The sequence below is a fragment of the Nonomuraea rhizosphaerae genome (assembly GCF_019396405.1).
In the GTDB taxonomy this organism is placed as follows: Bacteria; Actinomycetota; Actinomycetes; order Streptosporangiales; family Streptosporangiaceae; genus Nonomuraea; species Nonomuraea rhizosphaerae.
Genome location: NZ_JAHKRL010000525.1, coordinates 1 through 12,909 on the forward strand (window position 1 = coordinate 1; position 12,909 = coordinate 12,909).

At 71.8% G+C, this 12,909-nt stretch carries 12 protein-coding genes; 3 read left to right on the top strand and 9 right to left on the bottom strand.

What is annotated here, in order from left to right:
- The 7 genes from KME77_RS27210 to KME77_RS27240 all read right to left on the bottom strand — a co-directional run.
- The coding region (locus KME77_RS27210; protein WP_443679678.1) for a virginiamycin B lyase family protein at window positions 1-215 on the bottom strand (215 nt) is incomplete at its 3' end.
- A gap of 6 nt (window positions 216-221) precedes the next feature.
- Complete coding sequence (locus KME77_RS27215) at window positions 222-1,901, bottom strand: serine/threonine-protein kinase (protein WP_308250926.1); 1,680 nt, start codon at window positions 1,899-1,901, stop codon at window positions 222-224.
- Between the two features lie 6 nt (window positions 1,902-1,907).
- A complete protein-coding gene (locus tag KME77_RS27220; protein ID WP_246610834.1) occupies window positions 1,908-2,486 on the bottom strand; it encodes an HAD family hydrolase in 579 nt (192 codons plus the stop codon).
- Window positions 2,470-3,546 (bottom strand): ABC transporter ATP-binding protein, encoded by a 1,077-nt coding sequence (locus KME77_RS27225; protein WP_219471794.1) that lies wholly within the window; start codon window positions 3,544-3,546, stop codon window positions 2,470-2,472. The genes KME77_RS27220 and KME77_RS27225 overlap by 17 nt, the downstream gene beginning before the upstream one ends.
- Entirely contained in the window at window positions 3,543-4,397 is an 855-nt protein-coding gene (locus KME77_RS27230; protein ID WP_219471795.1) for an ABC transporter permease, read from the bottom strand. The genes KME77_RS27225 and KME77_RS27230 overlap by 4 nt, the downstream gene beginning before the upstream one ends.
- Window positions 4,385-5,275 carry an ABC transporter permease gene (locus tag KME77_RS27235; protein ID WP_308250927.1) on the bottom strand — a complete coding sequence of 297 codons (891 nt, stop codon included), beginning with the start codon at window positions 5,273-5,275 and terminating at the stop codon, window positions 4,385-4,387. The genes KME77_RS27230 and KME77_RS27235 overlap by 13 nt, the downstream gene beginning before the upstream one ends.
- Before the next feature lie 35 nt (window positions 5,276-5,310).
- Window positions 5,311-6,351 (bottom strand): ABC transporter substrate-binding protein, encoded by a 1,041-nt coding sequence (locus KME77_RS27240; RefSeq protein WP_308250928.1) that lies wholly within the window; start codon window positions 6,349-6,351, stop codon window positions 5,311-5,313.
- A 224-nt stretch (window positions 6,352-6,575) separates the two neighbouring features.
- On the opposite strand from KME77_RS27240, the gene KME77_RS27245 reads away from it, so the two are divergent.
- The 3 genes from KME77_RS27245 (at window position 6,576) to KME77_RS27255 (ending at window position 11,237) form a co-directional block, all read left to right on the top strand.
- Complete coding sequence (locus KME77_RS27245) at window positions 6,576-7,322, top strand: GntR family transcriptional regulator (protein WP_219471797.1); 747 nt, start codon at window positions 6,576-6,578, stop codon at window positions 7,320-7,322.
- 79 nt (window positions 7,323-7,401) lie between these two features.
- Window positions 7,402-7,668 carry a DUF6504 family protein gene (locus KME77_RS27250; protein ID WP_219471798.1) on the top strand — a complete coding sequence of 89 codons (267 nt, stop codon included), beginning with the start codon at window positions 7,402-7,404 and terminating at the stop codon, window positions 7,666-7,668.
- Window positions 7,668-11,237 carry a DNA polymerase III subunit alpha gene (locus KME77_RS27255; RefSeq protein WP_219471799.1) on the top strand — a complete coding sequence of 1,190 codons (3,570 nt, stop codon included), beginning with the start codon at window positions 7,668-7,670 and terminating at the stop codon, window positions 11,235-11,237. Before KME77_RS27250 ends, KME77_RS27255 begins: the two co-directional genes overlap by 1 nt.
- Before the next feature lie 3 nt (window positions 11,238-11,240).
- On the opposite strand, the gene KME77_RS27260 is transcribed toward KME77_RS27255, so the two are convergent.
- Complete coding sequence (locus tag KME77_RS27260) at window positions 11,241-11,873, bottom strand: DUF4328 domain-containing protein (protein WP_308250929.1); 633 nt, start codon at window positions 11,871-11,873, stop codon at window positions 11,241-11,243.
- Window positions 11,874-12,022: 149 nt separating this feature from the next.
- Entirely contained in the window at window positions 12,023-12,673 is a 651-nt protein-coding gene (locus tag KME77_RS27265) for a response regulator (protein ID WP_219471801.1), read from the bottom strand.
- Between the last annotated feature and the right edge of the window lie 236 nt (window positions 12,674-12,909).

The following is a 12,909-nucleotide window of genomic DNA, read 5'->3' on the forward strand; positions in this document are numbered from 1 at the left end:
CGCCCGCCCTGGAACTCGGTGAACCACATGGCACCGTCGGCCCCGGGCGCGATCACGGCCGGCCCGCCGTCCGCCGGGTCGAGCTGGTGGATCACCGGCTCCTCGCCTGGCACCAGCCTGCCGACGCACCCCTGGTGCACCAGCGTGAACCAGAGCGCGCCGTCGGTGCCGGTGGCGATGCCGTACGGAGCGCCGTCAGAGATCTCGATCAGCATGTGGGGTCAGGGTTCCTTCCGCCCGCGGAGTTCGAAGTCATCGAAAATGGTCTTGAGCACGGACGTCTCGTCCTTGGACGTGCGCGCGAACAGTCCAACGTAGCCGTTCCCGATGCCGTTCGGGTCCGTGACCTGCTGGACACGCGCGCCGTTGACCCACATGCTCAGCCGGACGCTCGATCCGTCCTGCTCGCAGGCGGCCTCGATCCTGGCCGGCTTGCCGCCCAGCCCCTCCACCTGGACCGGCTGCGCCAGCGTGCCGCCCGAGCCCTGCCAGATGCGGCGGATGCGCGCCATGCCGGCCGTGTTCAGGGCGAACTCGTAGTACGTCCCGTCGGCGCTGTTGTGGCAGAACACGCCGTACTCGCCGGCGTTGGCCGCCTTCTTGACCTGGGCGCTCACCCCCACGACCACCGTCTGCGGCAACATCGGGGTCGGGGTGGCGGCCGGGGTCGGCTCGGGCGTCGGCGTGGCGATCAGGAACGGCGCCGGGGCCTTGACCGTCCGCTCCTCCTCGTAGCCGTGCGCCACGTCGAGGCCGTAGGTGCCGTCGGTGCGGTAGCCGTGGCTGAAGTCGTCGGTGGCGTCGTAGGTGCCGTCCCAGCCGCCCCCGGTCTGGGTGAAGTCCTCCTGGTAGAGCACGGTGAGGGCGGGCGGCCCGCCGTCGCGTGTCAGCGCCCAGGCGGTGGCGGCCCCCGCGACCACCACCACGAGCCCGGCGGCCAGGCCCGCGACGAGCTTGCCCCTGCTGGGCCCCGGACGCGGGGCGGGCACGGTCGTGACGGGCACGGCCGTGTACGCCGCGGTGCCCTGCTGCCAGGTCGCCTGCACGGTGTGCGCGGCCTGCTCAGGGTGCACCGGCCCCCGTGGCCGCAGGGGCTGCTCCGGCGCGGCCTGGCGGCCCACGAGGTGGTCCAGGAGCTGCTGCGCGGTCGGCCGGGCGGCCGGGTTCTTGTTCAGCGCGGCCCCGACCAGCTCCCGCAGGCCGGGCTCGACCGCGTCCAGCGACGGCTCGGTGTTGAGCACCTGGTAGACGGTCGCGGGCAGCGTCTCGCCGCCGAACGCCGCCCTGCCCGTGGCCGCGTACACGATCAGCGAGCCCCACGAGAACACGTCGCACGCCGGCGAGACCGGCTCGCCCCGCAGCACCTCGGGCGCCATGTAGCGGGGCGTCCCGATCAGCTCACCGGTGCCGGTGACCCCGCCGAGCGTGTCGAGCGCCCGCGCGATCCCGAAGTCGATCACCCGCGGCCCGACCGGCGAGAGCAGCACGTTGGACGGCTTGAGGTCGCGGTGCACCACCCCGGCCCCGTGGATGGCGGTCAGCGCCGTGGCGACGCTGACCGCCAGCGCGTCCAGGCTCGACCCCTTCAGCGGCCCGGACTGCCTGACCGCCTCCTCCAGGTTCGGGCCGGGCACGTACTCGGTGACGACGTAGAGCTGGTCGCCGTCCAGGGCCGCTTCGAGCACCGCCGCCGTGCAGAACCTGCGTACCCGCTGGGCGGCGTCGGCCTCCCGGCGAAAACGCATCCTGAACTGCTCGTGCTGGGTGAGCTCGGGGTTGATCACCTTGATGGCGACGCGCTGCCCGGTGGGATCCTCCGCGAGGTGCACCGTGCCCATCCCACCCCGGCCCAGCACGCTCAGCAGTCTGTAGCGCCCGATCTGGGAGGATTCACCGTTCACGCCGCGCTAGCTTACCGACATCGCGTGTAGTCCGGGCAGGCCCGCGACCGGGTCGGCCACGAGGACGTGGCAGCCCGCGGCCGTGGCGGCGGCGATGCCGGTGGGGCTGTCCTCGACGGCGACGCACCTGCGGGGGTCCACGCCGAGGCAGGCCGCCGCCCTCAGGTACGGGTCCGGGTGCGGCTTGCCGCGCGCGGTGTCCTCGACGGCCACCACCAGGTCGAAGCGGTGGTTGAGGAGCGGCAGGACCTGCTCGGCGATGCTCCGCGGCGACGCGGTGACCAGGGCCGTCGGGATGCCCTCGGCGTGCAGCTCGGCCAGCAGGTCCAGGGCGCCGGGCATCACCGTCACGCCTTGGCCGACGCGCTCGGCGAACGCCGTCGTCAGGGCCGCGGCGAGATCGGGCGAGCCCAGGAGGAGGGCGACGTCCTCGATCGTGCGGCCCCAGACCTGCTCCGGGGCCAGCGTGCGGCCGAGCGAGGACGCCACCTCCGTCGTGGCCTGCCACCACAGGCCCTCCGTGTCCACCAGGGTGCCGTCCATGTCGAACAGGACGGCCTGCGGCATGTCAGACCGCGTCGGCATCGACGGACTGGGGCGCGGGGGCGGTGACCGTCCGCTCCGCCACCAGGACGGGCCGCTCGACCAGGCGGACCGTGACGCGGGTGCCGGGCCCGAGCCGGGCCGCCTCGTGACCGGGCACGTCCGCGAGCACCTCACCGCCCGCCAGCGCGAGCCGCAGCCGTACGGAGGCGCCGCGGAAGGAGGCGGCGAGCACCTCGGCCCTGCCGTCGTCGGCCGGCGTCACCTGGACGGCCTCGGGCCGGATCAGCACGTCCACCTGGGCCGCCCCGGGGGCCGCGCCGTCGATGGGCAGGAGCTGGCCGAGCACCGTGACCTTGTCGCCGGAGACGTGCCCGGCCAGGTGGTTCATGGTGCCGACGAACTCGGCCACGAACGGCGTGGCGGGCCGGTCGTAGACCTCGGCGGGCGGGCCGCACTGTTCGAGCCGTCCGTCGCGCAGGACGGCGACCCGGTCGGCGATCGACAGGGCCTCCTCCTGGTCGTGGGTGACGAAGATCGTGGTGATGCCGAGGTCGAGCTGGAGGCGGCGGATCTCCTCGCGCAGCGACACGCGTACCTTGGCGTCCAGCGCCGACAGCGGCTCGTCCAGCAGCAGCACCCGCGGCTCCAGCGCGAGCGCGCGGGCCAGCGCGACACGCTGCTGCTGGCCGCCGGACAGCTCGTGCGGGAAGCGGTCGGCGTGGGCGGGCAGGCCGACGAGTTCGAGGAGCTCGCCGGCCTTGGCCCGCCGGGTGGCGACGGGCACCTTGCGCACGCGCAGGCCGAAGGCGACGTTGTCGCGGGCGTTGAGGTTCGGGAACAGCGAGTACGACTGGAAGACCATGCCCGCGTCACGCTTGTTGGCGGGGACGTTCGTGATGTCCTCGCCGTCCACGAGCACCGCCCCGGAGTCGGGCCGCTCGAACCCCGCCACGCACCGCAGAGCGGTCGTCTTCCCGCACCCGGAGGGGCCGAGGAGCGCGACGAACTGGCCCGGCTCGATCGTCAGGTCCAGGCCGTCCAGGGCCACCGTCTTCCCGAAGACCCGCCGCAGGCCGCGGAACTCCACCTGAGCCGTCATTTCTTCTCCCTACCGAAGACGGTGGACACCGCGAGCAGCAGCAGCCAGATGAGCAGCAGGCTGAGGATCGAGACCGCGACCGACACCTGCCCCCGGGAACCGGAGATCGTCACGATCCACACGGCGAACGGCTGGTAGCCCAGCAGCCTGGCCACGGTGAACTCGCCCAGCACGAGGGCGAGCGTCAGGAACGACGCGCTGGCCAGCGCCGAGCGCAGGTTCGGGATGACCACCCTGAACAGCACGTGCGGCCACGACGCGCCCAGGTTGCGGGCCGCCTCGACCAGCGTGCGCACGTCCATGGTGGCAAGGCCCGCGTCCAGCGACCGGTAGACGAACGGCAGGACGAGGACCACGTACGCGAGCACGAGCACGATCGGGAAGGCCGGGTTCTGCACCGCGATCAGCGTGGCCCAGAACGGCGTCGGCGCCAGCAGGTCGGTGCCGTTGCGCAGCGACGTGGTCAGCCCCGCCACGAACGTGATCGGCGGCACCACCAGCGGCAGCGTGCAGATCACCTCCATCACCGGCCGCAGCCGCGGGGCGGCCAGCCGCACGGCCAGCATCGCGGGCAGCGTCAGCAGCAGGGCCAGCACGATCGTGGCGACGGCCAGCGACAGCGACAGCACCAGCGACGAGGCGAACCCCTCGGCCGTCAGCAACTCGCCGTAGGCCGAGAACGACACCCCGGCCGTGGGCGTGTAGATCGTGTACCAGAGCGACGCGCCCAGCGGGACCAGGAAGTACGCCGCGGCCAGCAGGAAGACGACGCCCCGCCACACCCGGAGGCGGCCGGGCGGCCGGGCGGCGGGGACCGCGACCGGCTGCTCCAGACCCGTCAGCGCAGCCATCGGGTGCTCCTCTTCTGCAGCGGCAGGTAGACGGCCATGACCAGCCCCGCCACCACGACCATGTCCAGGCTGAGCGCCAGCGCGATGTTCTCGTAGCCGATCAGCACGTCACCCGTCAGCGCGCTGGCGATCTTCAGCGTCACCAGCGGCACCACGGTCCCGACCATGGCGTTGGCCGTCGCGAAGGCCGCGAACGCGCTGCCGAACAGCAGCACCACCCCGCCCAGCATCGCCGGGGTGAGCACCGGCAGCCCGACGAAGCGCCAGAACTGCCACGCCGTCGCCCCGTTGTTGGCGGCCGCCTCGCGCCACTGGGGCCGCAGCCCGTCCAGCGCGGGCGCCATGACCAGCACCATCAGCGGGATGGAGAAGTACAGGTAGACGATCACCAGCCCCCAGAACGTGTACAGCGAGCCGGACGGCAGCCCGACCAGCCCGCTGACCACGCCGGAGTTGCCCAGCGTGGCGATCCAGAAGAAGGCCAGCGGCACGCCGCCGAAGTTGGCCAGCACCCCGGAGGCGGTCAGCACCGCCTCGCGCAGCGCGGTGAACCGGGAGGTCACCACGGCCTGCGCGAGGAACGTGCCGAGCACGGCGCCCAGCAGCGCCACCACGGCGGACAGCTTGACGCTGCCGATCATCGCGGTCAGGTAGCCGCCCTGGACGCTCTGGGCCACGTTGGCCAGCGTCGGCCGGCCCTCCACGGTGAAGGCCCCCGCCACCAGCGCGACGGCGGGGATGCCGAAGACCAGCGCGAAGAAGACCAGCAGCGGCAGCGCCCCGAGCCAGCCCTTCGACGACGCGCGGCCGCCCTTCACGCCTCTGCCCTCCACGCCTCTGCCCTCCACGCCTCTGCCCTCCACGCCTCTGCCCTCCACGCCTCTGCCCTTCACGCCTTCGGACGAAGCGGGACTCATCCCGAGATCGCCGCGTCCCAGCCGCTGGCCAGCTTGGCCTTGGCGGCGTCCTGCTGCTCGGGAGTGGGGAACGTGGGGGTGCCCTCGACCTTGGGCAGCGCCTCGGCGGCCGTCTTGTCCACCGAGCCGTCCGCGGTCATCGCCGGCAGCAGCACCGGCCTGGCGAAGCCCTTCAGGTAGAGATTCTGGCCCTCGGCGCTGTAGAGGTACTCCTGCCACAGGCGGGCGGCGGCCGGGTGCGGGGCGTCCTTGTTGATGGCCTGGGCGTACATCTGGAAGTACTTGCCGTCGGTGGGGACGTTCACCTTCCAGTCGATGCCCTTGGCCGTCATCTGGGGCGCGTAGGCGGCGTTGTTGTAGTCCCAGTCGATGGAGATCTGGGTCTCGCCCTTCTCGATGGTCGCCGGGGTGGTCTCGACCGGGTTGTAGTTGCCGGCGTCCTTGAGCTTCTTGAAGAAGTCGATGCCCGGCTGGATGTCGTCGAACGAACCGCCGTTGGCGATGGCCGCCGCGTACACGCCGGCGAACGCCGACCCGGCCTTGGTCGGGTTGCCGTTCATCGCGACCTTGCCCTTGTACTCGGGCTTGAGCAGGTCGGCGAAGCTCATCGGGCAGGTGCTGATCTTCTTGGCGTCGCAGCCGATCGACACGTAGCCGCCGTAGTCGTTGGTCCAGAGCCCGGTCGGCTCCTTCTGCCCCTCGGGGATCTTGTCGAAGGTCGCCACCTTGTACGGCGCGAACAGCCCTTCCTTGGCCCCGCTGATCGCGAACGACTGGCCGAGGTCCAGCACGTCAGGGGCGCGGTCCTGGCCCTTGCGGGTCTTCACGGCGGTGATCTCGTCGGCGCTGGCGGCGTCGGGATCCTCGCTCTCGATCTTGATGCCGTACTTGGCGGTGAAGCCCTTGATGATCTCACCGTAGTTGGCCCAGTCCGGCGGCAGCGCGATGACGTGGAGGTTCCCCTCCTTCTTGGCCGCCTCGACGAGCTTGTCCATGCCGCCGAAGTCCGCGGCGGAGGTCGCGGTCCTCGCGTTCACTCCGCCCTGCGACGCATTGGTGGTGCCTTGCGTTCCTGGGGCGGCGCCGCACGCCGCGGTGACTACGGTAAGGGCTGCCACGAGGCCTGCCACACGGGCGCGAGGTGTGAACACGTCGCCTCCACTCTCTCGGGTGTGGAAAGAACTTAAGGGAACTTGTACAAACAAGCGAGCACAAGTAAGTCGCATGAACATTGCTCTTTCATGAATGCGAAGGGTCGCGGATGGTTGCGCGTTATGAACGCATCGCCGAAGAGCTGCGTGACGACATCCTCACCGGCGTCCACCCGGTCGGCTCGCAGCTCCCCACGGAGGCCGAGCTGGCCACTCGCTACGAGGCCGCTCGCGGAACGGTGCGTCAGGCGGTCGCGGTGCTGGTCGCGGAGGGCCTGGTCGGGTCCCGCCAGGGGGCCCGGCGCATCGTGCTGGGCAGGGCGCGCAGCCAGAGCTTCGCCGAGCTGCACAGCTTCGCGCAGTGGGCGCGCGCCAACGGCCACCGCTTCGGCGGCCAGGTGATGGGCCAGCGGCGCCGGGACGCGAGCCCGGTCGAGACCGCCAGGCTCGGCACGGACGAGGTGCTGGAGGTGCTGCGGCTGCGCACACTGGAGTGCGAGCCGGTGCTGGTGGAACGCACGGTGTACGCCGGCTGGGTGGCCGGCGCCGTCGAGGCGCTGCCGCCGTCGTGCGAGTCGGTCACCGAGGCGCTGTACGACTCGATCGGGCTGGTCTTCGCCTACGGCGAGCACTTGATCGACGCCGTCGCAGCGGGCGCCGAGGACGCCCGCCTGCTGGGGGTGCGCCGGGGCAGCCCGCTGCTGCGCCAGCGGCGCATCACGACGACGCACGAGGGCAGGCCGGTGGAGTGGTCGGAGGACCGCTACCGGGCGGGCAGCGTGGTCTTCAGCATCCGCAACTCGATCGACGCCAACCCTCTGGTACGTCAGGCGGGCGACTTGCGCTTCGGAGCCTGAGAACATATGTTCGAGTAGTAAGCGCCCGTCTTCCCCCGGGTGGCTCAGCACAGACACCGGAGCCGCGGGGAGAAGCGTCTTGAGCAGACTCTATGGCGATCCTATAGAGGTGTGGACGAGGGACGGGCAGCCGACCCAGTTCGTCTGGCGCGATCGCCTCTATCTCGTCCGCCGCGTCCTCGACCACTGGGTGGTGGCGCGCGAGTGGTGGAAGACCGACGAGAACGACCCGGGCGAGCGGCGGTTCTGGCGGGTGGAGGCCAGCCCGGGGCGTGAGGTCGGCTCGTACGAGCTGCGCTTCGACACCGCCAGCGGAGGCTGGCTGCTCCTGCGGGCGTGGGATTGATGGCGCCCCCGTTCCCTCACCTGAACGTGAGCTCCGCGTACTCGATGCGCTACGGCACGGCCTTCCCCCGGGCCCTGGTGGAGCGGGCGGCCGAGGACGGGATGGACATCCTCGCGCTGACCGACCGTGACGGGCTCTACGGGGCGATCAAGCACGCGCAGGCGTGCGCCGACAACCGGATCGCCCCGGTGCTCGGGGTGAACCTGGCGCTCGGGGCGCTTGACGACCGGCCCCAGCCCGTGACCGCGGCGCGGCGGTCACGGTCGGGGCCGGCCGCGCAGGACCGGGTCACGGTGCTGGCCCGGTCCGGCGGCTGGTCCCGGCTGGTGCGCCTGGTCACCGCCGCCCACGGTGAGGGGGAGCGCGGCGACCCGCGCGTGACGCGCGAGCTGGTCGCCGCCGCCGACCCGGACGGCGGCCTCGCGGTGCTGCTGGGACCCCGGTCCGACGTGGGCCGCGCCGTGGCCGAGCGACGCGACGAGCACGCGAGGACGCTGCTCGACCTGTGGCTGGCCACGGCGCCCGGGGTGGTGATCGAGCTGGTCGACCAGTACGGCTTCCGCGACGCGGCGACCGCCGTCCGCATGCTCGCCCTGGCGGAGTCGCGGGGCGTGCCCGCCGTGCTCACCAACGCCGTCCGCTACCTGGACCCGGCCGACCACCAGGTCGGCGACGTCCTGGACGCGGCCAGGCAGCTCGTGCCGCTGCACCCGCGCCACCTCGACCGCACAACCTCGCACGCCTACCTCAAGGGCACGAAGGAGATGCGGCAGGTGGCCGCCAAGATCTGCGGCTCCGACCAGGGCCGCGCCGGCCGTCTGTTGCACACCACTCGCATGCTGGCCGAGTCGTGCGTGACCAGGCCGGACGAGCTGCTCGCGCTGCGCAACGACCCGCCGGACCTGCACCTGCCCGAGATCGGCCGCGACCCGGTGCCGCTGCTGCGCCACCGCGTCGAGGACGGCCTGCACGCGCGCGGGCTGGATCGCTCCAGCGAGGCCAGGAGCCGCCTGGAGGAGGAGATGCGGATCATCGAGCTGAAGCGCCTGTCCGGATATTTCATAGCCGTGGCCGGCATCACCGACATGATCCGCGAGATGGGCGTCCGCTGCGCCATCCGCGGCTCCGGCGCCGGCAGCCTGGTCAACCACCTCATCGGCATCGGCGAGGTGAACCCCCTCGACCACGGCCTGCTCATGGAGCGCTTCCTGTCGGAGGGCCGCATCGGGCTGCCCGACATCGACGTGGACGTGGAGTCAGCCCGCCGCCTCGACTGCTACAAGGCCATTTTCGACCGCTACGGCGAGGAGCGGGTGGCCTGCGTGTCGATGATGGAGACCTACCGGGCGCGCAGCGCGATCCGTGACGTGGCCGGTGCCATGGGGCTGCCGCCGCACGAGATCGACGCGATCGCCAAGGCGTTCCCGCACATCAGGGCCAGGCAGATCACCGCGTCGCTGAGCGACCTGCCCGAGCTGCGCGACAGCCGCCTCGGCGAGGCCGGGCTCGACCGGGTCTTCCGGCTGGCCGAGAAGCTCGACGGGCTGCCCCGGCACATCGCGCTGCACCCGTGCGGGGTGCTGGTCGGCAACGCGACCCTGCGCGACCGGACGCCGGTCGAGCGCAGCCTGCTGGAGTTCCCGATGTCGCAGTTCGACAAGGACGACGTCGAGGAGGCCGGGCTGCTCAAGCTCGACGTGCTGGGCGTGCGGATGCAGTCCGCGATGGCGTACACGCTGAGCGAGATCCGGCGGGTGGACGACGTCGTGGTCGCGCTCGACGAGCAGCGGGGCCCGGACCCGGACGTCCAGTACGTGCCGCACGACGACCAGGCCACCTACGACATGATCTGCGCCGGCCGCACGCTCGGCTGCTTCCAGATCGAGTCGCCCGGCCAGCGCGAGCTGGTCGCCAAGCTGGAGCCGCGCAAGATGCACGACCTGATCGTGGACATCTCGCTGTTCCGGCCGGGGCCGGTGAACTCCGACATGGTCACCCCCTACCTGGAGGCCAGGCACGGGTGGCGCGAACCGTACTACGCGCACGAACGGCTCCGTGCGGCGCTGAAGGAGACGCACGGCGTCGTGGTCTTCCACGAGCAGGTGCTGAAGATCATCGAGGTGATGACCGGCCGCGACCTGTCCCACGCCGAGACGCTGCGGCGCACCCTGTCCACGACGGAGGGACGCGAGCGGGTGCGCAAGCACTTCGTGCCGCTGGCCAGGTCCAACGGGTTCGGCGACGACGCCGTGGACAGGGCGTGGAAGGTGCTCGACGCGTTCGGGGCGTTCGGGTTCTGCAAGGCGCACGCGGCGGCGTTCGCGCTGCCCACCTACCAGTCGGCCTGGCTCAAGCGGCACCACGCCGCGGCGTTCTTCGCCGGGGTGCTCACGCACGAGCCCGGCATGTACCCGCAGCGCGTGATCATCGACGAGGCGCGGCAGTGCGGCGTCGAGATCCTGCGGCTCGACGTCAACAGGTCCGGCCAGGACTGGCGGGTCGAACGCGTCGGCCTGCGGGGCGGTGACCCGCCGGAGCGCCCCAAGGGCTTCCGCATCGGGGAGATCGGCAAGGGGTACGCGCTGCGCGTGCCGTTCTCGGCGATCAAAGGGGTCAGCGAGGCGGAGGTGCGGCGGATGGTGGCGGGGCAGCCTTACACGTCGCTCGCCGACTTCTGGGACCGCGCCCGGCCCTCGCGGCCCATTCTCGAACGCATCGTGCAGGTGGGCGGCCTGGACGACCTGCACGGGCTGAGCCCGGGCGGTGAGCGGTGGCGTCCCGGACGGCTGACCAGGCGCGACCTGATCGCCCAGGTCGGCGTCCTCGAACGGAGTTCCGTCGCGGGCGTCCGGGCGACGGCCGTGCGCTCCAGGCGCTACGCCTCGGCTCCCGTGGTGCCCCATGACGAGACGGTGCAGCTCCCGCTGGGCTTCACCGAGCACCTCACCCCCGGCGAGCTGCCCGAGATGACCGAGACGGAGATGGTGGAGGCCGAGCTGGAGATCCTCGGCATCGACGTCAGCCGCCACGTCATCACCTTCCACGCCGAGCTCCTCGACGCCCTCGGCGTGGTGCGCTCCGCGCGGCTGTTGTCCCAGCGCAACGGGGCCGAGGTGCTGGTGGCCGGGGTCAAGGTGGCCACCCAGACGCCCGCCATCCGGTCGGGGCAGCGGATCATCTTCACCACCCTGGACGACTCGACGGGGCCGATCGACCTGACGTTCTTCGAGTCGGTGCAGGCGCGGTGCGCGGCGACGGTGTTCGGGTCGTGGCTCATGCTGGCCCGCGGCGTGATCAGGCGCACCGGGGCGCGCGCGGTCTCGATGCGGGCGCTGGACTGCTGGAACCTGGTCGACCTCGACCGCCTGTGGCGCTCCCAGGGCATCGACGCGGTCCGGGCCGCGCTCGCGCCGGCCCCGCAGGACCCGCGGAGCGTGGGCGGGCGGCGCATCGAGTACGCCAACGGCTTCCGCCTGTCCCCGTACGCCGACCTGGGGCCGGTGGTCTCCCCGCCGTCACGCGAGCTCTGGCACGCCAGCCAGGGCAGCTCCGGCCCCACCGCCGCCTGAGGCTCAGCCGGTGTTGCCCAGCGGGGCGGACTCCGTCGGGGGCGGGGGGAGGTGGGTCACGGTGCCGGTGAGGCGGGCGCGGGGCCGGGCGCCGTACGTGGAGCGCTGGATGCGGGTGACGTCCCGCACCGTGCAGGCGCACAGCAGGGCCGCGACCGAGGCGGACAGCAGTTCGGGCAGCCCGATGCCGGTCAGGTCGCCGGCCGAGGAGTCGAGCGACAGGCGGACGGTCACCAGGGCGAGCGTGGTGAGCCAGGCCAGCCACCACGCGCCCAGCAGGGCCAGCCAGCGGGGCCGGCGGTCGAGCGGCGGCCTGGAGCCGCGCCACACCTCGTCCACCAGCAGCACCGGCGCGACCAGGTTGACGCCGGGCAGCAGCCAGGCCCAGGCGACGGGCGAGGGGGAGGCGGAGCGGGAGTTGGCCTGGCGGGCGCGGACGAGCCAGGTGAGGTAGGCGGCCGCGGCGGCGACGGTGGTGACGGCGACCAGCATGATCAGCACCGCGAACACGGTCACGGCCCCGACCACCGCGTCGGCGTCGGCCCCGCGCGGGCGTCCGCCGAACGAGGCGAGCTGGGTGGCGAGGCTGTGCCCGCGGCCGTGCTCGAAGACGACGAGGGCGGCGAGGGAGAGCACTTGGCCGGCAAGCGTCACATAGACGGCCGAAGTGACCCTAGTGGGTGGTGCCTGGGCGTAGCGCACGTTGTTCTCCCCCCGGGCCATGCGCTGAGGTTCTGATTCACTTTTATCCCGCCGGGGTCCGGGTTAATCAGGTGATCGCCTAATCAGGTGACCACGCCGGATTCCCAGGCCCAAGCCGCTATTTCCACCCGATTGCGGACGCTGAGTTTGCCCTGGATGCTCCCGAGATGGGTCTTCACCGTCGACAGCGAGACGAACAGCTCCCCGGCCACCTCCTGGTTCGTGCGGCCACGCGCCACCAGGCGGACGACGTCCAGCTCACGGTCCGTCAGCGGCTCGTTCAACGGGACGGCGGAGCGGCGCACGGGCTGCGACAGGTGCTGGAGCAGCCGCACCGTCACCGAGGGCGAGACCAGCGAGTCACCGGCCGCGGCGGCCTTGACCGCCTCGATCAGCAGCGTCGGCCCGCTGTCCTTGAGCAGGAACCCGGTGGCCCCGGCGCGCAGCGCGCCGTAGACGTACTCGTCCAGGTCGAAGGTGGTGACGATGACGATGCGCATCGGGTTCTCGACGCCGGGCCCGGCCAGGGCGCGGGTCACCTCGATGCCGTCCAGCTTGGGCATCCGGATGTCGAGCAGGCAGACGTCGGGCCGCAGCCGCCTGGCCTCGGACACCGCCTCCGCGCCGTCGGCCACGGCCGCCACGACCTCCATGTCCGGTTGCGCGTCCAGGATCATCTGGAACCCGGTGCGTACGAGCTGCTGGTCGTCGGCGATGAGCACGCGAATAGTCACGGCGACAACTCTAGGATCAGCCGTTCGGCCGAGGCGGAAACCACAGGAACCGTACATGCGGCCGATCCCCGGAAAGAGACGGCACGACAGGCTCGATGCCATGAACGACGTGCTAGGGCCTGTTTCAGAAGTGGATCATTTCGGTGATCCACTTCTGGGATGATCTTTGGGTGAGTCGTGGTGATCTGTCTTCCGCTGAGTGGGCGGTGCTGGAGCCGTTGTTGCCGGTCGGCAAG

What these genes read in the sequence shown, in the direction of transcription:
- KME77_RS27255 (WP_219471799.1), top strand. Translation starts at nt 7,668, where the DNA reads ATGGCGCCCCCGTTCCCTCACCTGAACGTGAGCTCCGCGTACTCGATG.
- KME77_RS27225 (WP_219471794.1), bottom strand. Translation starts at nt 3,546, where the DNA reads ATGACGGCTCAGGTGGAGTTCCGCGGCCTGCGGCGGGTCTTCGGGAAG.
- KME77_RS27245 (WP_219471797.1), top strand. Translation starts at nt 6,576, where the DNA reads ATGGTTGCGCGTTATGAACGCATCGCCGAAGAGCTGCGTGACGACATC.
- KME77_RS27230 (WP_219471795.1), bottom strand. Translation starts at nt 4,397, where the DNA reads ATGGCTGCGCTGACGGGTCTGGAGCAGCCGGTCGCGGTCCCCGCCGCC.
- KME77_RS27220 (WP_246610834.1), bottom strand. Translation starts at nt 2,486, where the DNA reads ATGCCGACGCGGTCTGACATGCCGCAGGCCGTCCTGTTCGACATGGAC.